Source organism: Thermogemmatispora carboxidivorans, assembly GCF_000702505.1.
In the GTDB taxonomy this organism is placed as follows: domain Bacteria; phylum Chloroflexota; class Ktedonobacteria; order Ktedonobacterales; family Ktedonobacteraceae; genus Thermogemmatispora; species Thermogemmatispora carboxidivorans.
The window spans coordinates 987,761-1,010,795 of sequence record NZ_JNIM01000001.1 but is presented as its reverse complement, the minus strand read 5'-3'; the positions used below and the strand labels follow the sequence as shown (position 1 = coordinate 1,010,795).

The following is a 23,035-nucleotide window of genomic DNA, read 5'->3' as shown; positions in this document are numbered from 1 at the left end:
ATCGCCCGCTTCCTTGGTCCGTTATCACTTCTGCCAGGGGTAACGACAGGAACGTCATCTTGAGATCGGGGGGATGCGTCTCGGACAACTGGCTATCGGAGGAGGCTGCTCAGGCTGCGATGGCTGCCGCTTGTCGCTGTACTTCCTACTATGAGACGACGATTCTCCATAGTACACCCGTTCGTGCTAGAGAGTAGTTCTACGAAACGATGCCCGCAGACAGGTCATAAGGTATATATGGGCATAATGAAAGCCTTGTGTAAGCATACCCCCACTCGATGCTCTAATTATACCAAAAGCCGCCTGTGAATGCAAGGCAAAAGCTAGCTTTTCGGCGGACCTCCCCGCTGTTTTTTTGTTTACCACATTGTATCATACCCACGCAAGTTCAACCAGCCCCTTTTTGCGGCGTAAATGTGGTAGAATAGGCACATGAATATGTCCAGCATCAACGAGGTGGTGACTACTCTGCGCTCCCGCCTGGCCCCGCCCGACCAGGCTCTGTCAACAGCACCACCTCCCGAAATCGCTTCTCGCCCTCTCCGGCGCGCCGCTGTGCTCTTACCACTCTTCGAGGCCGAGGGCCTGCCTTGCCTGCTGCTGATCCGCCGCTCTCCTACACTGCGCACCCATAGCGGCGAGATCGCTTTTCCTGGCGGTTCGGTCGATCCCCAGGACCGCGATCCAGTCATGACCGCCCTGCGCGAGGCCCAGGAGGAGATCGGCCTCCCCCCCGAGCGCTCTGAGGTGCTCGGCCTGCTCCCCCCTTCCTTTACCTTGGTGACCAATTTTTGGATCACTCCCGTGGTGGCCTTCTTGCCTTCCGGCCCCGGCTCCCTGACCCTCCAGACTTCTGAGGTCGCTGAGGTCATCCGCGCCCCTCTCCCTTCCCTGGCCGACCCCCGCATCTTCCATAGCGAGATCTGGGATACTTCCGGCCTCCGCCGCATCGTCTATTTCTATGAGTATGGCCCCTACCGCATCTGGGGCGCAACCGCTAGAATCCTGCACCAACTGCTCTCTCTGCTGGAAAAACCAACAGCCCAATAGTCATGGTCTCCTTGATTCTTCCCCTCGCCCGGCTACAATGAACAATAGCTACTGCGTTGGTAGTGCTGTTCTGTAGCGCGTCTCTTGTAGGTTCCGTTGTTCGTTGTGTGAGTTGTGGGTCTGGCTCTCAGTTGCCCCTGGTGGAGATTGCTGTGAGACTGCCAACTTCCGATGCCCACTCTGCGCAGCTCCGACTTGCTCAGGCGGACCGGGCAGTGCTCCCCCACTCGCCTGCTTCGTCCCCCGCTTCCGCTGCATACCCCCCCCTCGCTTTGCCTGTAACCCCCCCCCCTTCTTTCCCCGCTTCGGAGCCGCAGCAGTCCGGTCCGGGAATAAGCAGCTCTCCTTTCCTCCCTTCCGGGGACCTGACAACTGGGGGCCTGAAGACGCTGGCTACGCGGCGCGATTTGCCCCTGCGCGCTGAGTGGCAGGCCCCTACTGCCTCGCCCGCTCCGCCCCCAGCGGCCCACGTCCCGCTCTTCCCTCTCCTTGTGTTATGTTGTCTTCTGGTTATGCTGCTGAGTGGAGGGTTGCTGCTACTGCTGATTCTTGAACCTTAACCTTGAGGTGCCCGATATCTGGCCCTTGCTCGCTGGTCGGTATTCGCTGGCCGCTCGATCGCCTGCACCCGCTCGCGTCGATCCGCGCCTCGCCCGACTTTGCTTTGATCGGCTCCTGGGCAACCGCTCAGGCCCTCACTCAGACCTCCGGGCCTGCTCGGCAATCGCTGGAACGCCGTGAAGCCCTGTGGCCTGGCGCACGGCTTTGACAATGGCTCGCGCCAGAGTGGCGGCTGCCACGGCTCCTATGAGACTGACCTGCGCTGCCGTAGCTGCAGGATCAAGGGGGGGTGTTGTCTCTACACCCAGGGCCAGGGCAAAGACGGTGTCGCCGTCAAACATGGTGTGGGCCGGTTGAATGGCTTGCGCTAACCCGTTGTGGGCCATCTGCGCTATTTTGTTGACACTCGCTTTGCTGAGGGCGGCATTGGTGGCAACGACGCCAATGGTGGTGTTGCTGAAGGGATGGGGACCTTGCCCTTGGACTGCTCCCGCTCCCGGCACCCCGGCAATGATGTCCCCACTGCCCGGGTCGACAATGTTGCCAACGGCGTTGACGACAACTAGGGCACCGATAATGATCCCGTCGGGAAGCTGCGCGCTGGCTGAGCCAAGCCCTCCTTTGATGGCGTGTACGTTCCCGCCAAGCTTGGCTACGGTGGCCCCCGTTCCAGCTCCTACGCTTCCTTGTTCGATCGGTCCTCCGCTCGCCCGCTCACAGGCACGGTAGCCAGCCGCCGCATCGGGCCGCACCTGTGACGAGCCAAGGCCCAGATCGAAGATGGCGGCTGCCGGAACGATCGGTACGCGCGCTACTCCCGTCTCAAAGCCCTGGCCGCGTTCTTCAAGATAGCGCATGACTCCTGCGGCGGCCTCCAGTCCAAAGGCACTGCCTCCGGTGAGCAGGATGGCGTTGACGCGCTCGACAAGGTAGAGGGGGCGCAGGAGGTCGGTTTCGCGCGTTGCTGGGGCTCCGCCGCGTACGTCTACTCCGCCTACTGCAGGTGGGTCACAGAGCAGAACTGTGCATCCTGTACCTGCCTCCAGGTTGGTGTCGTGCCCAACATGGATACCGGGGACATCGGTGATGTCGTCGTGCATGGTCGCTGCCTCCTGATAGTTCTCTGGCGTCTGGCGGTGGTGATGGTCTCACCGGCTGGCTCGGCTGCCGCTCTGGCTGCGCTGTCGCCCGGTGCGTTGCCTCACGGCCTTGTCCCCGGGCATTCGGCTTGCCCCCATCTGGCCCGGAGAGGAGCTGTCAGTCTGGGCGAAGCAGATGCAGACTCGCGCGCTCTTCTGGTACTTGCCAATGATAGTCGCTGGTTCTCAGGCTATGGCCAGGGCGCGCCGGAGCCGTTCGACGGCGGCGGCAACGCTCTCGCGCCCGTTGTAGATGGCGCTACCAGCAACGAGCAGGTTGGCTCCAGCCCGCACGACTAGCGGGGCGGTCTGCTCGTTGATGCCACCATCAACTTCAAGGTCACAGCGAAGCTGGCGCTCGGTGAGCTGCTGCCTGAGACGGGCAATCTTGGGTAGGGTCTCGGGGATGAATTCCTGACCGCCGAAGCCAGGATTGACGGTCATGATGAGGACCAGGTCAAGCAAGGAGAGGATGTCTTCAAGCAGCCAGACGGGCGTGGAAGGATTGAGTGCTACCCCTGCTTGTTTGCCAGCCTCTTTAATCTGTTGTACGATGCGGTGCAGGTGAGGACAGGTCTCCTGGTGCACGATGATGACATCGGCGCCGGCCCGCGCGAAGGCTTCGATATAATACTCGGGATTGGTGATCATGAGATGCGCCTCTAACGGCAGCCCGGTGCTGCGCCGCACGGCTTCGACAACGAGTGGTCCCATGCTGATGTTGGGGACAAAGTGCCCATCCATGACGTCGATCTGGATGCGCTGCACGCCAGCCTCTTCGGCTTCGCGGACTTGCTCCCCCAGACGGCGGAAGTCGGCACCGAGAATGGAGGGCACGAGGCCAATGGCTGCTGACGGCTGCGGCGCCGGGACCGCCCTGGGTGTTGGGTGCTCGGCTGTCATGCTGAGGGCCTCCCTTGGAGAGCCGCGGCAGCGGCTGTATCGAGCAACCAGGTGACCTGGCCAGCGGCGGCTTGGACAAGACGCGCGGGATAGTCGTCGGGCACGCCTTGCTCTTCGAGGACAGCCCGCACGGCTTCGGCTTTGTCGCTACCGGTGACGAGGAAGAGGATGTGACGCGCGGCCTGGAGCAGGGGCGGGGTGAAGGTGAGCCGCTCAGGGGGAGGCTTGGGTACGCTGACGGGCAGGACGAGACGCTCGCGCTCGTGTAGGGCCGCCTGATGTGGGAATAGTGAGGCAGTGTGGCCTTCCGGTCCCATGCCAAGCTGAATGAGATCGAAGACAGGTACGCCCGCCGTGCCAAAGAGACGCCGCAGCTCAGCCGTATAGCTCTCCGCCGCCGCTTGACGATCAGCTTGTTCGGCTGGCATGCGGTGAATATTGGCCGCGGGAATAGGCAGCTTGCTCAGCATGACCTCGTAGGCCATACGGTAGTTGCTTTCTGGATGGTCGGGCGAAACACAGCGCTCGTCTGACCAGAAGATGTCAACGCGCGCCCAGTCTATTTGGCCACGATAGGGGTCACTGGCCAACAAGCTGTAGAGCTTGCGAGGCGTGGAGCCTCCAGCCAGAGCCAGCGTGAAACGCCCACGAGTGACAATGGCTTCTTGGGCGAGGCGGGTGACGAGACGGGCCGCCTCGTGACTGAGAGTCTCACTATCAGGATAGATGGCGATCTGCTGTTGCATTTTCTCGATTCTGTCCTCTCTGGTGAAGCTGGATCGCCAGAGCGAGTGCTCTGGCGGAGACGAAGAGGAGAGAGGCCCTTCGCTGGCGTCCCCCGGACGATTCGCTCAAGTCAGTAAGGCCGCCAGCTCCCGCAGGATTCTTTCGAATTGGTCATCGTGGCCGGTGATCTCTAGCTCATCGACCAGGAGCTGGCTTTCCTGACGCTGCTCGTTGAGATTGAGGGTGCGCTGGCGCGGTTGCTCCTGCTCTAGTTCAATGGAGGTCAGCACGTGCTCGCTGTCACCGGGCAGGCGGCTGATGCTGAAGAGGGCCTGCTGGTCCGCCAGTCGACTCGTGAGGCGCAGAAGGCAGATGGTGCCGGGGGGAACTTCGCCTTGACGACGCGGGCTGATATCAATACGTGTCGGTTGCCCGACCCCGTTCTCCAGACACCAGTGATAGGCGCCCGGTGGCAGGCTCTCGCTGCTGCCGGGACAGGAGGCGCGGCAGGCGACGCGGCGCCAGGTAAGGCGCTCTTTCAGCCAGCCTCCCATCAATAGGGCACGAGCAGGCTCCTGGAGGCGCAGAGAGTAGCCGCCAACAGCTGAGATCTCTGGCGATGGCCGGCTGTCCTGGCCGTCAGAGGCGCTAAGGACAGCGTGCTCGATTTCGATGCGTTGGATACCTTCAAAGTATGGGCGATACTCCAGGCCATCGAAGAATTGGGCGACAAGCTGGCGCAGCGGCGTCAGGCGTCCCCAGTTCAGGTCACTGATGGCACAGGCAGGATACGTCTCCAGCAGCGAGGCCAGGAGACGCAGAGCCGGCCCCGGCGCCTGAAAGCTGGCCGAATCGACGATGAGCCGTTGGCTGATCGCGGCCAGCGAGTCGAGAGGGTCGCCGCTCGCTGGCGGCTCATCAAGCCACCAGAGGTAGATCGGCAGGTCCGGCCTGACCAGCCTTTGTAGCAAGGCCGCGCTATGCTTAACAACTGGCCCGCTCAGGAGGGCAGTAATTTGCTCAAAGTGGTGGCGAGTGAGGTCTGAAATGACTGGGAAGCTGCGCAGGGTCACCCAGGTCGCGACCGAGGCCGGGGCGTCGCGATCATCTTCGAGAATGAGAATGATTACACGCGCAATATGCGTGCTCAACAGATCGCGCAGCAGGTTGCTGGCGTAGCGCGCGCGCGCAACCGATGGCGCGCAGATTACCAGGTTGAGCACGCTGGTGCGTACGCTCATGTTCTGGCCAATGCGCATGTTATCGGCGGCCATTTTCCAGAGCAAAGCCACTTCTTCCTCTAGATGCTCCCAGGGAATGGCCTTGCCGGCCCACAGCGAGCGTGTCCCCGGGGATAGGTCGAGGTCCACAGTCATTCCAGATCTCCCCTGATAGAGAACGGCATCGTTCCAGGCGACCGACGGACGGGTGGAGGCCGTCCGGCCTGGATCGCGTGCGCTAGCTACTGCAGCTTCTCGTTTGGCTCGTGTTGTGTAGCGAGGTACCGAAAGGCAAACAGCTCCCTTCAGTACCGTTGAGTGCGTAGGCCCCCGTGTTGTCGGTGCATCGGCGCAGGTCACAGCTTTGCCCGCCGTTCCGTTGACCGTCCGCTCCTGCTGGCCAGCCACGGCCCAATCAGGCCGCGCTGCCGAGGGCGGCGGAGCCGAGATTGAGGCGAGGGTGCGTCAGCCAGTTTCCCAGTTTTTGGGTGACCGACTTGTTGTCTGGTTGGTAGCCTTGTTGGCTGGCTGACGCGACAGGCCGGACGGGTAGCCGCGGCCTGGCACGATGGCGCGGGTCTGAGTTGCGCCCGCCAGTCTGGGTGCGAGCGCAGGCACTCGCTAGGGCCGTCTCCAGCGGCGCCCATCACGCCAGATGAATTCGTCGGCAGCCTGGGGACCCCAGGTGCCCGCCTCATAAGGATGGATGGTCTCGCGCGGCGCCTCCGCCCAGGCATCCAGAACGCCCTGGATGAACTCCCAGGCCGCTTCTACCTCGTCACGACGTGTGAAGAGCGTGGAGTCACCCAGCATGCAATCGAGCAGCAGCCGCTCGTAGGCCTCCGGCTGCGGACGCATAAAGGATGAGCCGTAGAAGAAGTCCATGTTGACCGAGCGGATCTGCATCTCGGTGCCCGGCACTTTGGCACCAAAGCGCAATGAGATGCCTTCGTCTGGCTGGATGCGCAATACGATGACGTTCGGTTCGATTTGCCCCTGAATGTTGCTGCGCTGCCAGAACATCGAAGGCGGCTGCTTGAACTGAATGGCGATTTCAGTGACGCGCTTGGGCAGGCGCTTGCCTGTGCGCAGGTAGAAGGGCACGTCCGCCCAGCGCCAGTTGTCAACAAAGACCTTGAGGGCCACGTAGGTCTCGGTGCTGGAATCGGGCCGCACGCCCGGCTCCTCGGTATAGCCAGGCACCAGCCGCCCGTTCATCCAACCAGCGGTGTACTGGCCACGAATGGTGTTGAGTAGGGCATTCTGCCCCTGCAGCGGCTGCAGGGCATGCAGCACTTTGACCTTCTCGTCGCGTACTGCCGTGGCATCAAAGGCGATCGGCGGCTCCATCGCAACCAGGGTCAGCAATTGCATCATGTGATTCTGCACCATGTCGCGAATCGCACCCGCTTCTTCATAGTAGGCCGCTCGCCCCTCAAGGCCAATGTTCTCCGCTACGGTGATCTGGACATGGTCCACGTAGCGGCGATTCCAGACCGGCTCGAAGATGCCGTTGGCCAGACGGAAGACCAGTATGTTCTGAACCGTCTCTTTGCCCAGATAGTGGTCGATACGATAGACCTGTTCCTCTTTGAAGACGCGCAGCACCTGTCGGTTCAGCTCGCGAGCCGAAGCCAGATCATGGCCAAAGGGCTTTTCAATGATGATGCGCGTCCAGCCTTTGCGGCTCTTGTTGAGACCAGCGGCACCCAGGCGCTGGATGATCTCAGGGTACTGGCTCGGCGGCGTCGATAGGTAGAAGATGCGGTTACCACCGGTGCCGCGCTCTCGATCCAGCCGGTTGAGCAGGGCATTCAGCTTTTCATAGCCCGCCTGGTTGTGAAAGTCAGACTGCAGGTAGAAGATGCCGGACGCAAAGCTCTCCCAGACCTGCTGATTGATGGGCTTCTGGCGCGAGTACTCGTTGATGGCTTCAAAGGCCTGCTCTCGGAATTGCTCGTCGGTGTAGGGCCGGCGCGCAAATCCTATGACGGAAAAGCCCGACGGTAGCGGGTGCTCCAGGGCCAGGTTGTAGAGGGCAGGCAAGAGTTTCCGATGGGTCAGATCGCCAGTCGCCCCAAAAATCACCATCGCGCAGGGTTCCGGGCTGTGCTTGATGCGCAGCCCCTCGCGTAGGGGATTGGGCGCCTCGACCGCGCTGCGTTGAGGCATCGATGATATTCTCCTGGTCATCACTTGTTCTTGACAGACAATACACGCTCTCGACTGAGTTCCAGGTTGCTCATCCGTTGCCGGGTTTGTAACCAGGACCTCTCATCGCCTGTCATCGGCTATATTCATTGTAGTGCAATACTTGCGCAGATTTAAAATCTTCTGAAGATCTTCCCATGTGCCTGGGCCAGGCAGGTTGACAGGCCGACTGAGCCAGGGCCAGGAGGCCGCCCTTTGCCCGGACCAGGAACAGCGCCAGCATAGGAGCCTGGGAAGCCCAGCCTGATGAGCAGGCAGAGATGGCCTTGCTCCTCCCGGTCGCTGCCGCCGTTCGAGGCGGTGCGGCTCTCCCGGGCGCGCAGATACGCGCTCGTTGATGCCTCCTCAGTGCGAGGGCTGTCCGTCGCCTTGCGTCTCTACGGGGGCCAGCCGTTGTGCAAGGGCCTGCAGGCCGGCAGCCAGATCACCTCCGATAGCTATGCGGATGTTGCGTCGCTCGTGCGCCGAGAGGGCGAAGAGGTCGCCCAAAGCCTGCGCTTCTTTGAGAATACCAAAGGTATAGGACTCGCCCGGAATGGGGACGTCCTGCTTCACATCACCGGTGATCTGGATAAACACGCCGTTGTTAGGCCCGCCTTTGTGTAGCTGGCCGGTCGAGTGCAGGAAACGCGGACCATAGCCAAGCGTTGTCGCAACGCGGTAGCGATCGCGCAGACGCAGACGCAGCGCCTGCAGGGCGCTTTCATTGACTTCGCTACGCTGCACATAGGCCATGAGGGCAATGTAGTCGCCTGGACGCACCTGGCCGAGGAAGGCTTGCAGGTAGCTATCCAGACCTTCCTCCCCTTCTCCCATCCTTCTGCCATAGACACGCAGCGCTCCATCGCTGATGACTGGCTCTAGCTCGGGCAGCTTTCCTTCCCGACGGAAGCGTTCCAGGAGGCGCGCCGTGTTGTCTTTGCTCTCTTGGACGTTCGGTTGATCGAAGGCGTTGATTTGCAGGAAGATGCCGGCGACCGCTGTGGCCAGCTCCCAGATGAAGAACTGAGCGCCCAGGTCGTAACGGTCGGTCAGCTGGAAGCGTACTAGCGGCTGGCCCGCCGCGCGTAGACGCGCCAGACCTTCATCGAGGGCGGTATTGTCGTCTCCCTCCAGCCGCAGGGAGACAAAGAGGCGGTCGTCGCCATAGACGGAGGGCGCTCCCAGAGCCTCCCCTTCGACAGGCAGGAGACCACGCCCCTCTTTGCCGGTGCTCTCGGCGATGAGCTGCTCAACCCAGTAGCCGTAGCTGGCAATAGCCGGCGAGAGCACAAAGGTGATCTTGTCGTGCCCATGTGTGCCCAGGGACCCAAGCATGGCCCCTAGCCGCAGGCCAGGATTGTCTGCGACTGGCTGACTGGCGCTGCAGCGGTTCATGGCTTCTTGGGCGCGAGTCAGCAGCTGCTTGACGTCGACCCCAATCAGGGCACCAGGCACCAGGCCAAAGAAGGAGAGCGCCGAGTAGCGCCCGCCTATGTCGGGCGGATTGGCGAAGACATGGCGGAAGCGATGGTCATGGGCCAGCCTCTCTAGCGAGGTGCCAGGGTCGGTGATGGCAATAAAGTGCGCGCCGCTCTCGCCGCCCAGCTCGTTGACCCGCTGCCAGAAGTAGCGAAAGTGTGAGAGGGTCTCGATGGTCTCGCCCGACTTGGAGGCTACTATGAACAGCGTTTTGCCAGGGTCGATGCGCTCCTCGACGGCGCGAATGGTGTCAGGATCGGTAGTGTCGAGCACAAACAGGTCCAGATAGCCGGGCGCGACGCCGAAGGTCAGGCGCAAAACCTCGGGGCAGAGGCTGCTTCCTCCCATGCCCAGCAGCACGGCATAGCGATAGCCGTCCTGGCGCACCGCTTCTACGAGGCTCTCGATCTCCTGCAGCCGCTCCTGCATGGTGTCGGCAACGGTCAGCCAACCGAGTCGCTCGCGAATCTCCTGCTGGATGGCACGGTCATTCTTCCAGAGGCTGGCATCACGTTCCCAGATACGTCGTGCGACACCCTCGGCGCTGAGTCGCTCTAGTCCCGCACGCACCAGCTCTTGAAGAGCGCTTTCGGCCTCAAATTGTGGCTCTGGTTCCTGTTGTGCTGTCACCGCGAAACCTGCCTCTCTTTGAGCGCCTGCTGACGGGCGCGAATGCTATTGAGCAACTGATGGTAGGAGTCGGCGAACTTCTGCACACCCTCATCGAGCAGCTGCTGAGTGACCGCCTCGTAGGAGATGCCGAGCTGCTCCAGTTCTTTGAACAGTGCGCGTGCGCCGTCAAGGTCGTCCTCGATGCTGGAGCGCACCCGCCCATGATCGCGGAACTTTTCGATGGTTTCGTAGGGCATAGTGTCGACTGTGTCGGGGCCAATGAGTTCCTCCGCGTAGAGGACGTCGCGGTAGGCCGGGTTCTTGGTGCTCGTGCTGGCCCACAGTGGACGCTGCACATGGGCCCCAAGTTGGCGCAGGGCTGCAAAGCGCGGCGAGCCAAAGATGCGCTTGAATTCCTGATAGACCAGGCGCGCGTTGGCAATGGCCGCCTTCCCTTGCAAGGAGCGGAGCCGGGCCTGCTCGGCAGGATCGTTGCTCGCCTTGATCTTTTCTTCCAGGAGCTGGTCGACCAGCGTGTCAACACGGCTGACGAAGAAGCTGGCGACCGAGGCAATGCTGCTGATGTCCTGGCCTTCGGCGTTGCGATTCTCTAGCGCCGTCAGGTAGGCTTCAGCTACCTCGCGATAGGTCTGGATCGAGAAAATGAGAGTGATGTTGATATTGTAGCCCTCGTTCAGCGCCTGCTGAATGGCCGGCAGCCCTTCAGGAGTGGCCGGGATCTTGATCATGAGGTTCGGTCGATTGACGAGTTGCCAGTAGCGGCGGACCGCGGCCAGCGTCCCCTCTGTATCGTGCGCCAGGTCCGGCGAGACCTCCAGGCTGACGTAGCCGTCGACGCCGGCGCTGCGCTCGTAGATGGGCCGTAGCAGGTCGGCAACGGTCTGCACGTCACGCACGACAAGGGCATCGTAGATCTCTTCAACCTCTTTCCCTTCCCGGATCAGCTCCTCGATCTGGGCATCGTAGGCGTGACCACTGCTGATGGCTTTGTCAAAGATGGTGGGGTTGGCTGTGACCCCGGTAATGCCATCCTCCTCCAGAAGACGTTTGAATTCGCCAGCTTCGAGCTGCGCCCGGTCGATGTTGTCGTACCAAACACTCTGTCCGTAGTCCTTGAGTTGTAACAAGGGATTTGCCATGCTCTTCTCCTCTGGTCAAGGCTTCATGCCGTTCTGTGTTTCTACCCCTCTCTTTAGTGGAAAGAGCTTACGGGCCGGTTTTATTCCCACCTGGAAGGGCGCTCTCTCCTTGAGAATGGCTTTGCGCTTCACTGGTCGCTCTGTCTGAGCTTTTATTGTCATCGGTACACTAAGAGGTCGCCTTCTTTATGATAACACCTGCCCCCGCCCGGCGGCAAATATTGACCCGAACACGGGCTTTGCCTGCCATCGGCTCTTCTCCTTGCTAGAGCGCTTGCTTGCAGGGAGACAGCTCATGGGCTACACTTGCCAGTAGCGGAATGCCAGGTTCCGCACTGGCCGGCTGGTAGGTGCCCACCAGCTGCGCTGAGCTCCCGTGCGCGGGAGGAGACGAGAAGGAAGAAAGGGAGAGAAAGCCCATGCGAGTGACAACGCGCTTGCGCCAGTTATTGGCCGGCCCCGAGCTGGTGGTAGCCCCCGGGGCGTACGATGCTCTGAGCGCGCGGCTGATCGCCCAGGCCGGTTTCTCGGCGGTCTATATGACGGGCTTCGGCACGTCAGCCAGTGTGCTCGGCATGCCCGATGTGGGCCTGCTGACGATGAGTGAGATGGTGAGCCGCGCGGCGGCCCTGGCGGCGGTGACCGGCGAGGTGCCGCTGATTGCCGATGCCGATACGGGCTATGGCAATCCGCTGAATGTGCGCCGGACGGTACGCGAGTATGAACGGGCTGGCGTGGCCGGACTGCATCTTGAAGACCAGGTGTGGCCGAAGAAATGTGGCCATATGGAGGGGAAGCAGGTCATCCCTATGGAGGAGATGGTCCAGAAGGTGCGCGCAGCGGTGGAGGCTCGCCAGGACCCCGATTTTGTGATCATTGCACGTACCGACGCGGGGGCAGTGCTCGGTTTTGAGGAGGCGCTGCGCCGCGGACGAGCTTATCGCGAGGCGGGAGCCGATGTGATCTTCATTGAGGCCCCCCGCACGCTGGAGGAGCTGCGAGCCATTGTGCAGGCTTTCCCCGATGTACCTTTGCTCTTCAATTGGGCCCAGAGCGGCAAGACGCCCCCGCTCTCTTTGCGTGAGATTCGGGAGTTGGGCTTTAAGCTGGTACTTTTCCCCGTTGCCTTGCTTTTTACGGCCACTCATGCCATGCTTCGCTTACTGGAAGGACTGAAGCGAGGCGAGACGCCGGCGGCTTTCGCGGATCAGTCGGTAAGCTTCCAGCAGTTTACTGAGCTGGTCGGCCTGCCTTTCATCCAGGAGCTGGAGGCTCGCTACGGGGTGCGCCAGGAGGCCGCCCCACAGCCCCAGCAGAGCTAACTGAAGGCCAGCCAGGGCCTGGCTGGTAAGCAGGGAGACGTCTGAGGCCAGGTACACCACCGTGGCCGAGGTAACGTAGACGCCTGCTCCGGCCTCTCAGGCCCTCGGCTACTGGCTCTCCCAGCGGCGCCGATGGGGGTGATCCCTTATCCAAACCAGAAGCGGCGCCAGCGTTGACCGTAATGACTCTCTCTATTGCTAACTGCAGTCGGTAAGAAAGGAGCCAACGATGGCTGAGAACAGCTTTCAGAAGCCGAGTATTACGCTCGAGGCTGCCCATCGCCTTATCGCCGCCGCTGAGGCGAAAGCTCGTGAAATCGGCGTGCCGATGTGTATTGCTATCTGCGACGCGGACGGTACGCTGAAAGCCTTCAGCCGCATGGATGGGGCACCCCTCTTGAGTGTCCAGATCGCCCAGGATAAGGCGTATACGGCGATCAGCTTCGGAGGCATGGCTACCCATGAGTGGTTTGATTTTATTCGGAATGATCCGCCTTTGCTGCACGGGATCATCAAGACGGATCGCTTGATCGTCTTCGGCGGCGGCTTTGCTATTAAGACCGCTGAGGGGATTATCGGCGGGATCGGCGTCAGCGGCGGCCACTACACCCAGGATATGGAAGTGGCCCAGGCAGCCCTGGCCGCTCTCTAGATCAGCAAGGAGCAGACCGCCGTTTCTCCTCTGGTTGCCTGTTTGCTCTGTGTGTCTGCCCGCCTCCTTTCCCTGCCTCTGCGCCTGGCAGCAGGGCAGGGAGGCAGGGCCGGGGTAAAGCTGGCCTGTTAGCTGGCACCGCGAAGAAGCCCTGATGGGCCTTGTCGCTCTGGCTCGGCTAGAGAATGGCCCTCAGCGTTTCTTCGTAGCCAGCTAACAGGCCAGCCATGTCTCGCAACAGCTGCCCGATGCTGTGGAGATGGCTGATGATCTCGTTGCGCCGTTTGAGGTCGCTGCGCAGACCCTCTTCCAGCAGGACGAGAAAGGCCGTGGCGTCGGTCAGTCGGCTGGTCAGGACCTGCCTTTGCTCGTCGAGCCGGCGGTGGTCTTCGCGCAGATGCGGCGGACGGAGCATCGGGGTTGGCTGCCGCTCGCTCATCACGGGACGGAGACGCTGCAAGCTGGTCAGTTCCTCGGTATGAATGTAACTGCTCTGCTCGTCAAGAATAGCTGCGAGCGAGCGGCGGAATTCCATAAAGAGACAGTAGAGGTCAGCAGTGAAGGCCCCAACACGTTGGAGAGCCATGCTGAGCTGCTGGTGATCGCCCTCTAGATCGAGATCATCACATTCCTGAATGAGGTCCTGAATCTCTTTGAGCGTCGTCAGGGCCTCGTTAAAGCGTGCACTGAGAACCTGGGTGCTGGCCTGGGACGAGTTGATGTGCTCTTGATAGAGCTGGTAGAGAGCGCGCAGGGTCGACTGCCCCTGCGAGGGCCGCTGTAATCCCGGCCCGGCGGAGAACAAGGCTTCCTGAGCTGCCCTGGCGGCACAGCCCTGCACTAGCTCCAGGGTCTGATCAATGTCGCTGAGCAGCTGCTCGCGCTGGATGGCTGGCAGATCAGGATGATGGCGGATCAGGCTGCGACAGTTACATAGGGTGGTAATGGCACGCTCAAAAGCACGATCTGTTTGGTCTTGGGTATCTTCGGACATGCCTCGGTTTCCTTCCCATCTGTTACCACAAGCCACGCTTATCCTACAAGAAGAGATGCCTGCCCGAATTGTACTGCTTCGTCTACGGCGTTGTCAACGCGCCCGCTTCTGCCCGCCAGAAGCTAAAGGCCGGCTCCCAGCAGACGCGAAGGGTTGAGCCTCTCTGCTCCTCTCTCCAGGACCTCAGTACTAGTTATTCTCTGTTTTCCTCGCTTGCTTACTACGTGACGAGCCACCTATGCTACAATTGCTGCCAGATTGGTTCATGATAGCTCAATGCAATGACTTCGCCTCTGGGTAGGTGAGGTGAGCCAGGAGAAGGGAGGATGTTGTGCTGAGCAAAAAGCCATTGACGCTGCTGTTGCTCTTGCTGCTGACCTGGCTAACGGGATGCGCAAGCGGACCGACAACAGGGCCAGCCTTGTCAGGACAGGGGTCAACGGCCCAAGGGAGCAACACACCCACCGTGCGGGGAACGCCACAGACTACCGCACCAGTTTCCGGCGGCCTGGGAGCCGCCACTCCGATTAGCATTACGGGTCATGGGGAGGCCACAGCCACGCCAAGCGCCGCAGCTCGGGGGCGCCCAACGCCTTCACCAGGCTCTACTTCTTCGGGCCGCTCTGGCGCTACAGCCACACCTGTTCCAACCCTGGCGTCAGTCGGCAGCGGTCCGTACGGGACACCGCCCGCGGAGAGCAGCCAGGAAAGTCAGCTACGGCAGCAGCTCTTTGCCCTTATCAATCATGACCGGGCCAGCCAGGGTCTGCCAGCCTATACGCTGGATGGCACCCTCTCTGCTGGCGCCCGCCTGCACAGCTGGAATATGGCCCACTGCGGTCTCAGCCATGCCTGCTCTGGGGAAGCCGCCCCTTGCGATCGCATCAGTGCCGAAGGGATTACCTGGAATGTGTGCGGGGAGAACGTGGGCTATGCCTCGGCCTCACCCGATGCCTGGGGCGGGGTACAGCTCATTGAGAGCAGTATGCTCAACGAGCAGCCCCCCAACGACGGACACCGCCGCAATCTGCTCAGTAGCTCCTTCCACCGCGTTGGTATCGGCATCTATCTCGATAGCCAGGGCTATGTTTGGGTGACCGAAGATTTCACCAATTAGGCCCGCAACCTTCTCCTTTTTCCCACTAAGACAAGCAAGCAGGAGAACAAGAAGGAGGCTGGACCTCCACCCTTGTTGCAGCCCTGCCTGCTTTGTTGAGTCGGTATGAAGGTTAGCTGGCTGCTTTCCTCGCGAGCGCGCTGGTTGATGTCAGGCACTACGCGCCAGCGGACCGTGATGTCCTCAGTTGGTCAGTCCATAGAGACGGCCAAATTTCTCATTGAGATAGCGGACAAAGTAGCGGGCATCGGGCGCCTCGCCCGTTACACGTCGAATGAGATCTTCGGGCAGGTAGATCATGCCATAGATATACATATGCTGGCGCAGCCAGTCAAGAATAAAAGACGTTTCGCCACCTGCCAGACGCTCGTCGAAGTCCGGGAAGGTCTGGCGCAGCCTATAGCAGATCTGCGCTGCGTAGAGGTTGCCGAGCGTATAGCTGGGGAAGTAGCCAAAGCCGCTCGTCCAGTGGACATCTTGCAGCACGCCGTTTGTATCGCTATCCGGCTCGATCCCGAGGTACTCACGGTAACGGGCATTCCACAGACGCGGCAGGGACTCAACGGCCAGCTCTCCGTTGATGAGTTCACGCTCCAACTCGTAGCGGATAATAATATGTAGATTATAGGTGACTTCGTCGGCCTCAATGCGGATCAAGCTCGGCTCTACTTTGTTGAGGGCGCGCGTGAAGGTGGTGGCATCGAGGGCCGCAAAGTGCTCGGGGAAGGCCGCGCGCAGCAGGTGGAAATGGCCCTGCCAGAATGGCTCAGAGCTGCCAATGTAGTTTTCCCAGAGGCGTGACTGGGACTCGTGGACGCCCATCGAGGCCCCACCAGCCAGCGGTGTGCGCAGGAGGGAGCGGGCACAACCTTGCTCATACAGGGCATGGCCGCCTTCATGAATCACCGCCATGATGGCTGAGGCGATAAAGTTTTCCTGGGGATGAATGGTCAGGCGCACATCAACCGGGCTGCCAAAGCTCGTAGTGAATGGGTGCGGCGAATGGGCCAGGCCACCACGCTTGAAATCGTAGCCCAGGGCCTGCAGGAGACGCTTGCAAAGGGCATCTTGCCGGTCCACGGGAAAATGTCCGTACAGACAGGCAGCGTCGAGACTCTGCCCACCTTCCTGAATGCGCTTGAGCAAGGAGAGGCTGACCTCACGCACCGGGGCAAAGAGGGCATCGAGCTTGCGCACAGTCAGACCTGGCTCGAAGAGGTCCAGCAAGGCGTCGTAGCGCGTCTCACGGTAGCCATAGCGGTCGGCCACTTCGCGCTGCAGGGCCACCGTGCGGCTCAGCCAGGGTGCAAAGCTGGCAAAGTCGTTCTGTTCGCGTGCCCGCCGCCAGGCATCGAAACTGGCCGCCTCGACGCGAGCCATCTCCTCGACGAGCGCGCGAGGAAGGCGCGTGGCTTTTTCATGTTCGCGCCGCGCTTCGCGCACCAGGGCACGATCGGCATCCGTGAAAGGCTCGTGCTCAACCACCTTTTCCAGCCTGGCTATCAGGCGCCCCAGCTCGGGGGCGGTCCAACGCTCGTGAAGCACGCCTTGCAGTGTCGCCAGTTGGGCCCCACGCACATCTCCCGCTTCTTCCGGCAAGGCCGTATTCTGGTCCCAGGCCGCCAGGGCCCCAAGCGCTGCCAGGTCAGAGATCTCCTGCAAATAGCCTAGCAGAGCATTGATCTCCTCATGCGAGCGTGTGAATTCCGGCATCAGCGCTTTTTGTTCTTGCTGTGAATGCGATGACGACGACATAGATACGATCTTCTCCTCAAATCCACAGAATCGCAATCAGCTGCTAACAAGAGAGATGAGATGCGATGATAGACGATGTGGCACCCTGCTCGTCGGGAGAGTGGCATCGCTCTTCAGGGCATGCTAACAGCATAGCACAGATGGGCAATTGAACAGAAGGGATGCCGCGCCGCGCCCATGCTGACGCTCAGGAGACTGGACGAGGCGCGGTCTGAGGGCTATACTGGTGATGCCACTCTGCCGCCGACCGGCGAGCGTCAGCTAGCTCACCCAGCGCTTAGCCAGGGTACAGTCAGCCTGGTCCTGGTCATGGTCCTCTGAGAGGAGACGCTGGCGCGGACGGCGCCGCCAGTCTCCCTGACGCCCTCCGCTTCAGGTGAAGCAGAGTCGAACCACTTCTTGCCCCGCCAGGAGCGACCTTGAGCTATGAGTATCCAGGTCCTCGCGCTCTTAGTCTGTGCCGGCCTCATGCACAGTAGCTGGAATCTCCTGTCGAAAGAGGGTAAGGATCGGCAGGTTTTCATCTGGTTAGCGATCTGCTCCGCTTCCATGCTCTGCTTTCTGCCATTTCTGCTGCTCTATCAGGCGGTGCCGCTCCATGTCTGGCCGCTGATCGCTCTTTCAGCCGCGCTGGAGGCCGCTTACTATTTGCTGCTGGGGGCAGCCTATCGCTACGGCGATCTTTCGCTGGTCTATCCGCTGGCACGCGGCAGCGCTCCGCTCTTTGTAACCGTGATCGCCCTCCTGGCTTTGGATGAACACCTGTCACCGGTTGGGGGAGTAGGAATCCTTCTGATCGTGAGTGGGATCTATGTGGTACATCTGCGCGCTTTCGCCTGGCGTGAGCTGACTGCGCCACTGCGTCGGCTGCGCGAACCGGCGGCCTTGCTGGCACTGCTCTGTGGCTTGAGTATCGCTGGCTACTCGACGGTTGATAAGGTTGGCCTGCGCTATGCTGCGCCTCTCACGTATATCTATCTCGTCTTTGTGCTCTCGGCTCTCTATCTGCTTCCTTATATGCTCTTGACCCGCCGCGCAGCGGTGCAGGCCGAATGGCAGACCCACGCCCCGCGGATCGTGCTGGCCGGCGCCCTGGCCCTGCTCTCCTACCTGCTGGTCCTTTTCGCCCTCCGGCAAACTCAGGTCAGCTACATTGCGTCCGCGCGCGAACTCTCGGTTGTCTTTGCGGCCCTGATGGGTACGGCAGTCCTGCACGAGTCCTTTGGACGGCAGAAAGTGGTCGGCTCGCTGCTGATCTTCGCCGGCATTCTGTGCATCGCTCTCCAGCCATGAGGCCCAGGGATCACAAGAACGAGGGAGGGAGCAGCGAGAGTGCCCGCCTCACTATTTTAGCGGGCGGGGATTCTCGCCGCCCCACTCGGCAATGGCCAGTACTCCAGGCGGCTAGCGCTGCCAGCAAGGCCCCCTAGGAGCAGGCCACAGCGTACGGTGTACGGTAGGTCACGCCGCGGTCGGTAGTGTTGACAGGATGATAGACAAAGCGGTTGCCAGGACGGGGATTGAGATAGCCGGCTTTTTGGACCAGGGCCGGAGCATCACCGACTTTAGCAACCAGTACGGGCGAGAAGGCCCAGTTGTCGGCAGGGTCAAGCCGTCCGATAAAGCGCCCAAGGGCCCGATGCTCGGCCTCGACAGTCGCAATCTGGGCCGCAATCTGCGCCAGGTCAGGGCGATTCTGTTGGGCCAGCTCACGGACCGCAGAGAGGAAGGCAGAGTCAAAGACACCCTCTAACTGCTGCTGGGTCTCAATGAAGAGGCGCAGACTCTCAAAGGTCTCCTCCCCGTGGGGAAAGCTGAATTCGCTGGTGAGGACATCCCCCCCTGCCTGGGCAAAGAAGTTTTCGTGGATCTGCTCTTCAATGAGGGCCGCCTCCAGAGCAGCAATCTCACGCCAGGTGAGACCGAGACGATAGGCGCGCCGCAGCCCGTTGCTATAAAAGGTTACGGCCAGGCGCTCGGCAGTGCGCGCAATAGTAAAAATATCTTTGATAGGTGTCACACAGCTATTGCTTGCCGAAGAGGCAGCATGAGCCACCTGCCCCAGGAAAGCACTGCTGACAGTTGTAGAAAGGGCGGTCCCCAAACCAGCTCCAGCCACCGCCCCGAGAGCTACCCCTTTCAGAAGGGCGCGCCGAGCCGCTTCCGGCTGCTGCGGTCCAGACTTCGGCTCTGGCATCGGTATCTCTCTTACCTCATCCATTGTTCCATACTCCTTGCGTCGTTCTCACTTCGCTTGGCTGCTGTCAGTTGGTCGGATAGTTGAGCGAGGAGAAGAGGGAAGCATAGGTCAGCTCATCAACCAACCCGCTCGCCCCGATCGGAGAGAGGAGGCTGTGAGGAAAGACGGGCGCGGGCGCCACTGATGCACCCCTCGCCTGGGCTAGAGGCAGGCTGAACTACAGCCTGTGCCGCCGACCGGGTAGTAGAACGGCTCGAAGCAGAGCAAGACCTGCGATCCTTCTCCTCCTCGAATCACCTATACGCTGATTTTCCTCACTTAGATTACTTCCCCCTCAGATAGTCTACCACCTGAAAGATAGATAGATGCTACTGAAGGAGAATGTTCCATTGCTTAATAGGAATTTGCTCTAGAATTTATCAGCGTACCGAGAGCTACGACAGGACCTTTTGGCACCTCACGGCTGGGCTGGGGACCATTTTCGAGGCTGATGGCCAGGCTATCGTAGCCAGTCAGCGGCCCTTGAAAGTTGAGAGTGGCCACGCCGTTTTCAACCGTCAGCAGACCAATGCTGGTCGGATGCTGATGACGCAGGAGCCAGCCCTGATAGACATGGCTGCCTTCTAAGGGCGGCAGTCCATAGACTACAACCACGGTGACCTGCTGGCGGGGAAAGTACATGACTTCTCCATGAGCTGAGCTGGCCTGAGCAGTGCCACGGAGCGGATAGACTACAGGGGCCTCCGGGCTACCCAACAGCGCTACCTGCTGCTGCAGGTGGCTGAGCTGCTGTTGCAGCGAGATATTCCAGGCGAAGGTTCCGCCCAGAAGGGCCAGTAACAGGACTGCCACAGCAGCCAGAGCGGCCCAACGCCAGCGCTTGCCCGCTCTCTGCTGCCAGTAGCTTCCTGCTTGAGAAGGCAGGGCAGGCTGCATCTGGCTTGAGCGCTGCTGTTGGGCTTGCTCTTCGATGCGCGCAAGAATGCGCTCCTTCACACGCGGTGAGGGTTCGACCGGAGGAACGGTGAGGGGAAAGAGTTCCACGACGCTGCGTAACTGCTGCAGCGCGCGCGAGCACTTCGGACATTGAGCAAGATGCTCATCGGCAGCACGGCGTTCCTCTTCTGTTAGCGCGTCAAGGGCATAGGCGCCGGAAAGCTCTTCGAATTCCTGGCAGTTCATAAGGGGCTCCGTCTCCATTGCACTCTCTTCCCGGGGCGACCCGCACCCATTGTATTGTAACGCTCCCTGTCAGCGTGCCAAGCCTGGGCAGAGTGATCTCCGTCTCCTGTGCAGGTCTCGCCTTCGATTTCCATAAGCTGCATAGCGGCTAGCCACCTCCTCTTTCCCCTTTTCTCACGGCGGGGCCGGACTGGAGAGAGGAAGGCCACTCTGGCCTGTGGCGGGCGATAAGCAAGGCAAGCGCCTGATGCGGAAGCCGGGCAGCGGGCAACGCCGCAGGATAGATGGGCCTGGCGAGCTTCTATCTTGCCTGCCTGGATGCAGTGCGCTAGCTTTCGACAGTACCGAGTCGTTCGAGAATGCTGCGCAGGCGCATCAGGCCCAGGCGCATGCGCGCCTTGACCGTGCCCAGGGGAAGGCCATAAGCGCGGGCAATTTCAGAGTGGGTCCAGCCCTCGAAATAGGCCAACTCTATGACCAGGCGCTGCTCACTGGAGAGCAGCGTGAGCGCCCTACGTAGCTGTGCTCCCTGGACAGAGCGCCAAACCGCATCCCAGGCATCGGCAGAGACCATTTCCTCACTGGTGGCAGCATCTTCCAGCGGCATCCCACGCAACTCGGCATGAGTGCGCAGGCGCCGCAGGTAATCGATCGCCCGGTGACGCATGATCGAGATCAACCAGTTCTGGACCGAGCCCATGCGCGATGAGTAGCTGCCGGCGTTCTGCCAGACCGCCAGAAAGGCTTCTTGGAGCAGGTCCTCGGCAACCTGATGATCCTTAATCATGCGATACGTTATTGAGTAGAGCAGGCGATGGTAACGCTCATAGAGCATTTCTAAAGCCCAGACAACGCCCAGGGAAATCGCTCGCACGAGCGTTTCATCGCTCAGCTCTTCCACAGGGATGTGCGGGGGCCTCGCCCCGGGCAGAGAGCCAGAAGCCTGCCCACCCGAACCCTGCCCCTCCTTCTTCCCCGATGCACTCATTGCACTCCACGGTCCTCGTCGCAAGCAAAAGATCCAGAGGCCACTACAGAGGCCATTATAGGCATGACAGCAAGTTACAAGCCACGCCGCCACTCTATCACAGGCTCTCTCTGGGATGGATACGCAAAAGATGGCTCGTTGGATCTCTCTTGTTGTTGTTCACCAGGGATCAGAGCGAGGATCGGGCTGGGCCGGCTGATGTCTGTTCCCACTTACCGCCCGGTGTACGAAGTAATCCGCCAGCCCCACTATCACGTAGCCCCTTTGCAGAAAGGAGGTTCTGCCTCATGAGACAGTTTGATCTTGCTCGTGGTTTCGCTCTGGTCATCGGGATTGTTTTCTTGCTAGTTGGCATCCTTGGCTTCATTCTGAACCCGACCGAGGGGGCGCTCCTGGGCATCTTCGCGGTCAATATCGAGCACAACGTCATCCATCTGCTCGTAGGTATCCTGGGCATTGCGGCGGCCTTTACAGGATGGTCGCGCCTCTACGCTCAGGCTCTGGGAATCGTCTACTTGCTGGTCGGTATTCTGGGGTTCATCCCGGGCCTCGCTCCCGACGGGATGCTGCTCGGCCTCGTCCATATCAACCTGGCCGATAATCTGCTCCACCTGGTTGTCGGGGCCGCCGCAGCGATCGTCGGCTTCCTGCCACTGGGTCGCCAGGCCATGTCAGGCGAGAGCTACGGTAGAGTGCGCTAATCGGACAGCCTGCCATGCGCAGACTACGGCTTGCTTCCCTCCATTGAACGGCCAGGCCATGCACGCCCCAAAGCCTCGTCTTTAGGTGCGTGCATGGCCGGTTTCTCGCCTCTGAGATCAGCTTAGCGCTCAGGACGCCGCTGCGCTTCTTGTCTCTGCTGTTGCATCTTCCTCTGCTACTTCAGGCTCCAGGGGAGCCATTCCTCTCGCTGGCTCGCTCGTTCGCTCGCTCAGCTCCCAGTGGCGCGGGCGGTGAAGGTGATGCTGATCGTCACCTGGTTCTCAGAAATGGCAATGTTGGCCAGATTCGGCGGCTGAATGTCGAAGTCCGTCATATAGATTGTCGTGGTCGCCGTGCCAGTAATGGTGTCGCCGCTGAGTTTGCCCTGGACATCGAAGGTGGCGCGGTTGGTCTTGCCATGCATGGTCAGGTTGCCGATCAGCTTGAAATGGACGTTCTGGCCATCGCTATAGCTGGCAGGCAAGCCCTGAGAGAGGACGGAGACAAAGGTTGCATAGGGATACTGATCGGTCTGGAGAGCATTGCGCTGCACATAGTTGTCGCGTCGCGGCGAATCGGTCTGCAAGGTCCGCAGATCGACGGTGATCTTCATGTTGCCGATGAGCGGCGAAGGATCGGTACGCACGCCAAAGCTGCCCTGGACCGTGTGGGTTGTGCCAACAACTTTGTTATGCGGCTTGTTCTCAATGATGAGGTTCTCATAAACACTGTAGCTTGCTGTGGTCTGATCGGGCACGATCTGGAAGGTGCGTAGCCCCGCGATCGTGGTCGGCGTCCCGGTGACACTGATCGGTCCCGCCGCCTGATGCGGCTGATTGACGCTACTGGCAAAATGCTGGGCATAGACCAGAAAACCGCCAACGAGAACGACGATGACTACCACCACGAGCACAACTGCAACGATGATGCTCTTCCTCTTCATAGTTCCTCCCTATGAAAGCAATATCTGTCTTCTACAATTGTCTTGCTCTTTATCTTTTACGTTGGACAGTTGCTTTGTTTACAGGACCGGGAGAAAAAACTCCTTGAGGGGAGAAGCTCGTCCTTAGCAACTGAAGC

The 23,035-nt window shown here is 60.6% G+C and carries 20 protein-coding genes; 7 read left to right on the top strand and 13 right to left on the bottom strand.

Annotated elements, in window-relative coordinates:
* Window positions 1–432 precede the first annotated feature (432 nt).
* Window positions 433–1,050, top strand: coding sequence for an NUDIX hydrolase (locus N688_RS03955; RefSeq protein WP_052888069.1), 618 nt, complete (start codon window positions 433–435; stop codon window positions 1,048–1,050).
* Between the two features lie 695 nt (window positions 1,051–1,745).
* On the opposite strand, the gene N688_RS03950 is transcribed toward N688_RS03955, so the two are convergent.
* From N688_RS03950 to tal, 7 genes are all read right to left on the bottom strand, one after another.
* Window positions 1,746–2,711 (bottom strand): P1 family peptidase, encoded by a 966-nt coding sequence (locus tag N688_RS03950; RefSeq protein ID WP_052888068.1) that lies wholly within the window; start codon window positions 2,709–2,711, stop codon window positions 1,746–1,748.
* 225 nt (window positions 2,712–2,936) lie between these two features.
* The gene (gene rpe, locus N688_RS03945) at window positions 2,937–3,653 is read right to left on the bottom strand and encodes a ribulose-phosphate 3-epimerase (protein ID WP_081838487.1); all 717 of its coding nucleotides are present in this window, start codon (window positions 3,651–3,653) and stop codon (window positions 2,937–2,939) included.
* The gene (gene pgl, locus N688_RS03940) at window positions 3,650–4,399 is read right to left on the bottom strand and encodes a 6-phosphogluconolactonase (RefSeq protein ID WP_052888067.1); all 750 of its coding nucleotides are present in this window, start codon (window positions 4,397–4,399) and stop codon (window positions 3,650–3,652) included. Before pgl ends, rpe begins: the two co-directional genes overlap by 4 nt.
* Before the next feature lie 105 nt (window positions 4,400–4,504).
* Complete coding sequence (locus N688_RS03935) at window positions 4,505–5,755, bottom strand: glucose-6-phosphate dehydrogenase assembly protein OpcA (protein ID WP_052888066.1); 1,251 nt, start codon at window positions 5,753–5,755, stop codon at window positions 4,505–4,507.
* A 465-nt stretch (window positions 5,756–6,220) separates the two neighbouring features.
* Complete coding sequence (gene zwf / locus N688_RS03930) at window positions 6,221–7,771, bottom strand: glucose-6-phosphate dehydrogenase (RefSeq protein WP_052888065.1); 1,551 nt, start codon at window positions 7,769–7,771, stop codon at window positions 6,221–6,223.
* 384 nt (window positions 7,772–8,155) lie between these two features.
* A complete protein-coding gene (locus tag N688_RS03925; protein ID WP_052888064.1) occupies window positions 8,156–9,901 on the bottom strand; it encodes a bifunctional transaldolase/phosoglucose isomerase in 1,746 nt (581 codons plus the stop codon).
* The gene (gene tal / locus N688_RS03920; protein WP_052888063.1) at window positions 9,898–11,043 is read right to left on the bottom strand and encodes a transaldolase; all 1,146 of its coding nucleotides are present in this window, start codon (window positions 11,041–11,043) and stop codon (window positions 9,898–9,900) included. The genes N688_RS03925 and tal overlap by 4 nt, the downstream gene beginning before the upstream one ends.
* Window positions 11,044–11,462: 419 nt before the next feature.
* On the opposite strand from tal, the gene N688_RS03915 reads away from it, so the two are divergent.
* Entirely contained in the window at window positions 11,463–12,365 is a 903-nt protein-coding gene (locus tag N688_RS03915) for an isocitrate lyase/PEP mutase family protein (protein ID WP_052888062.1), read from the top strand.
* A gap of 229 nt (window positions 12,366–12,594) precedes the next feature.
* Complete coding sequence (locus N688_RS03910; protein WP_052888061.1) at window positions 12,595–13,017, top strand: GlcG/HbpS family heme-binding protein; 423 nt, start codon at window positions 12,595–12,597, stop codon at window positions 13,015–13,017.
* 178 nt (window positions 13,018–13,195) lie between these two features.
* On the opposite strand, the gene N688_RS03905 is transcribed toward N688_RS03910, so the two are convergent.
* On the bottom strand, window positions 13,196–14,011 hold the full coding sequence (locus N688_RS03905) for a hypothetical protein (protein ID WP_052888060.1): 816 nt from the start codon (window positions 14,009–14,011) through the stop codon (window positions 13,196–13,198).
* Window positions 14,012–14,342: 331 nt separating this feature from the next.
* On the opposite strand from N688_RS03905, the gene N688_RS03900 reads away from it, so the two are divergent.
* Window positions 14,343–15,128 carry a CAP domain-containing protein gene (locus N688_RS03900; RefSeq protein ID WP_052888059.1) on the top strand — a complete coding sequence of 262 codons (786 nt, stop codon included), beginning with the start codon at window positions 14,343–14,345 and terminating at the stop codon, window positions 15,126–15,128.
* Between the two features lie 183 nt (window positions 15,129–15,311).
* Here N688_RS03900 and N688_RS03895 read toward each other — a convergent pair whose 3' ends face one another.
* The gene (locus tag N688_RS03895; protein WP_081838486.1) at window positions 15,312–16,883 is read right to left on the bottom strand and encodes a carboxypeptidase M32; all 1,572 of its coding nucleotides are present in this window, start codon (window positions 16,881–16,883) and stop codon (window positions 15,312–15,314) included.
* 177 nt (window positions 16,884–17,060) lie between these two features.
* On the opposite strand from N688_RS03895, the gene N688_RS22645 reads away from it, so the two are divergent.
* Window positions 17,061–17,204, top strand: a complete 144-nt coding sequence (locus N688_RS22645) for a hypothetical protein (RefSeq protein WP_156025278.1) — start codon at window positions 17,061–17,063, stop codon at window positions 17,202–17,204.
* 105 nt (window positions 17,205–17,309) lie between these two features.
* Window positions 17,310–18,176, top strand: coding sequence for an EamA family transporter (locus N688_RS03890; RefSeq protein ID WP_052888057.1), 867 nt, complete (start codon window positions 17,310–17,312; stop codon window positions 18,174–18,176).
* 133 nt (window positions 18,177–18,309) lie between these two features.
* Here N688_RS03890 and N688_RS03885 read toward each other — a convergent pair whose 3' ends face one another.
* The 3 genes from N688_RS03885 to N688_RS03875 form a co-directional block, all read right to left on the bottom strand.
* Window positions 18,310–19,104, bottom strand: a complete 795-nt coding sequence (locus tag N688_RS03885) for a ferritin-like domain-containing protein (RefSeq protein WP_052888056.1) — start codon at window positions 19,102–19,104, stop codon at window positions 18,310–18,312.
* Window positions 19,105–19,476: 372 nt separating this feature from the next.
* Window positions 19,477–20,265 (bottom strand): anti-sigma factor, encoded by a 789-nt coding sequence (locus N688_RS03880; protein ID WP_162179615.1) that lies wholly within the window; start codon window positions 20,263–20,265, stop codon window positions 19,477–19,479.
* Between the two features lie 328 nt (window positions 20,266–20,593).
* Window positions 20,594–21,253, bottom strand: a complete 660-nt coding sequence (locus tag N688_RS03875; protein ID WP_052888054.1) for an RNA polymerase sigma factor — start codon at window positions 21,251–21,253, stop codon at window positions 20,594–20,596.
* 287 nt (window positions 21,254–21,540) lie between these two features.
* Here N688_RS03875 and N688_RS03870 point away from each other — a divergent pair, with 287 nt between their 5' ends.
* Window positions 21,541–21,954 carry a DUF4383 domain-containing protein gene (locus N688_RS03870; protein ID WP_052888053.1) on the top strand — a complete coding sequence of 138 codons (414 nt, stop codon included), beginning with the start codon at window positions 21,541–21,543 and terminating at the stop codon, window positions 21,952–21,954.
* Between the two features lie 230 nt (window positions 21,955–22,184).
* On the opposite strand, the gene N688_RS03865 is transcribed toward N688_RS03870, so the two are convergent.
* The gene (locus N688_RS03865) at window positions 22,185–22,898 is read right to left on the bottom strand and encodes a YceI family protein (protein WP_052888052.1); all 714 of its coding nucleotides are present in this window, start codon (window positions 22,896–22,898) and stop codon (window positions 22,185–22,187) included.
* Window positions 22,899–23,035: the final 137 nt, after the last annotated feature.

Coding starts and splice junctions, on each gene's coding strand:
- N688_RS03865 (WP_052888052.1), bottom strand. CDS start 22,898: ATGAAGAGGAAGAGCATCATCGTTGCAGTTGTGCTCGTGGTGGTAGTC.
- N688_RS22645 (WP_156025278.1), top strand. CDS start 17,061: ATGCTGACGCTCAGGAGACTGGACGAGGCGCGGTCTGAGGGCTATACT.
- tal (WP_052888063.1), bottom strand. CDS start 11,043: ATGGCAAATCCCTTGTTACAACTCAAGGACTACGGACAGAGTGTTTGG.
- N688_RS03950 (WP_052888068.1), bottom strand. CDS start 2,711: ATGCACGACGACATCACCGATGTCCCCGGTATCCATGTTGGGCACGAC.
- N688_RS03890 (WP_052888057.1), top strand. CDS start 17,310: ATGAGTATCCAGGTCCTCGCGCTCTTAGTCTGTGCCGGCCTCATGCAC.
- N688_RS03915 (WP_052888062.1), top strand. CDS start 11,463: ATGCGAGTGACAACGCGCTTGCGCCAGTTATTGGCCGGCCCCGAGCTG.
- N688_RS03895 (WP_081838486.1), bottom strand. CDS start 16,883: ATGTCGTCGTCATCGCATTCACAGCAAGAACAAAAAGCGCTGATGCCG.
- N688_RS03870 (WP_052888053.1), top strand. CDS start 21,541: ATGAGACAGTTTGATCTTGCTCGTGGTTTCGCTCTGGTCATCGGGATT.
- N688_RS03935 (WP_052888066.1), bottom strand. CDS start 5,755: ATGACTGTGGACCTCGACCTATCCCCGGGGACACGCTCGCTGTGGGCC.
- N688_RS03905 (WP_052888060.1), bottom strand. CDS start 14,011: ATGTCCGAAGATACCCAAGACCAAACAGATCGTGCTTTTGAGCGTGCC.
- rpe (WP_081838487.1), bottom strand. CDS start 3,653: ATGACAGCCGAGCACCCAACACCCAGGGCGGTCCCGGCGCCGCAGCCG.
- N688_RS03880 (WP_162179615.1), bottom strand. CDS start 20,265: ATGAACTGCCAGGAATTCGAAGAGCTTTCCGGCGCCTATGCCCTTGAC.
- N688_RS03910 (WP_052888061.1), top strand. CDS start 12,595: ATGGCTGAGAACAGCTTTCAGAAGCCGAGTATTACGCTCGAGGCTGCC.
- N688_RS03955 (WP_052888069.1), top strand. CDS start 433: ATGAATATGTCCAGCATCAACGAGGTGGTGACTACTCTGCGCTCCCGC.
- zwf (WP_052888065.1), bottom strand. CDS start 7,771: ATGCCTCAACGCAGCGCGGTCGAGGCGCCCAATCCCCTACGCGAGGGG.
- pgl (WP_052888067.1), bottom strand. CDS start 4,399: ATGCAACAGCAGATCGCCATCTATCCTGATAGTGAGACTCTCAGTCAC.
- N688_RS03875 (WP_052888054.1), bottom strand. CDS start 21,253: ATGAGTGCATCGGGGAAGAAGGAGGGGCAGGGTTCGGGTGGGCAGGCT.
- N688_RS03885 (WP_052888056.1), bottom strand. CDS start 19,104: ATGGATGAGGTAAGAGAGATACCGATGCCAGAGCCGAAGTCTGGACCG.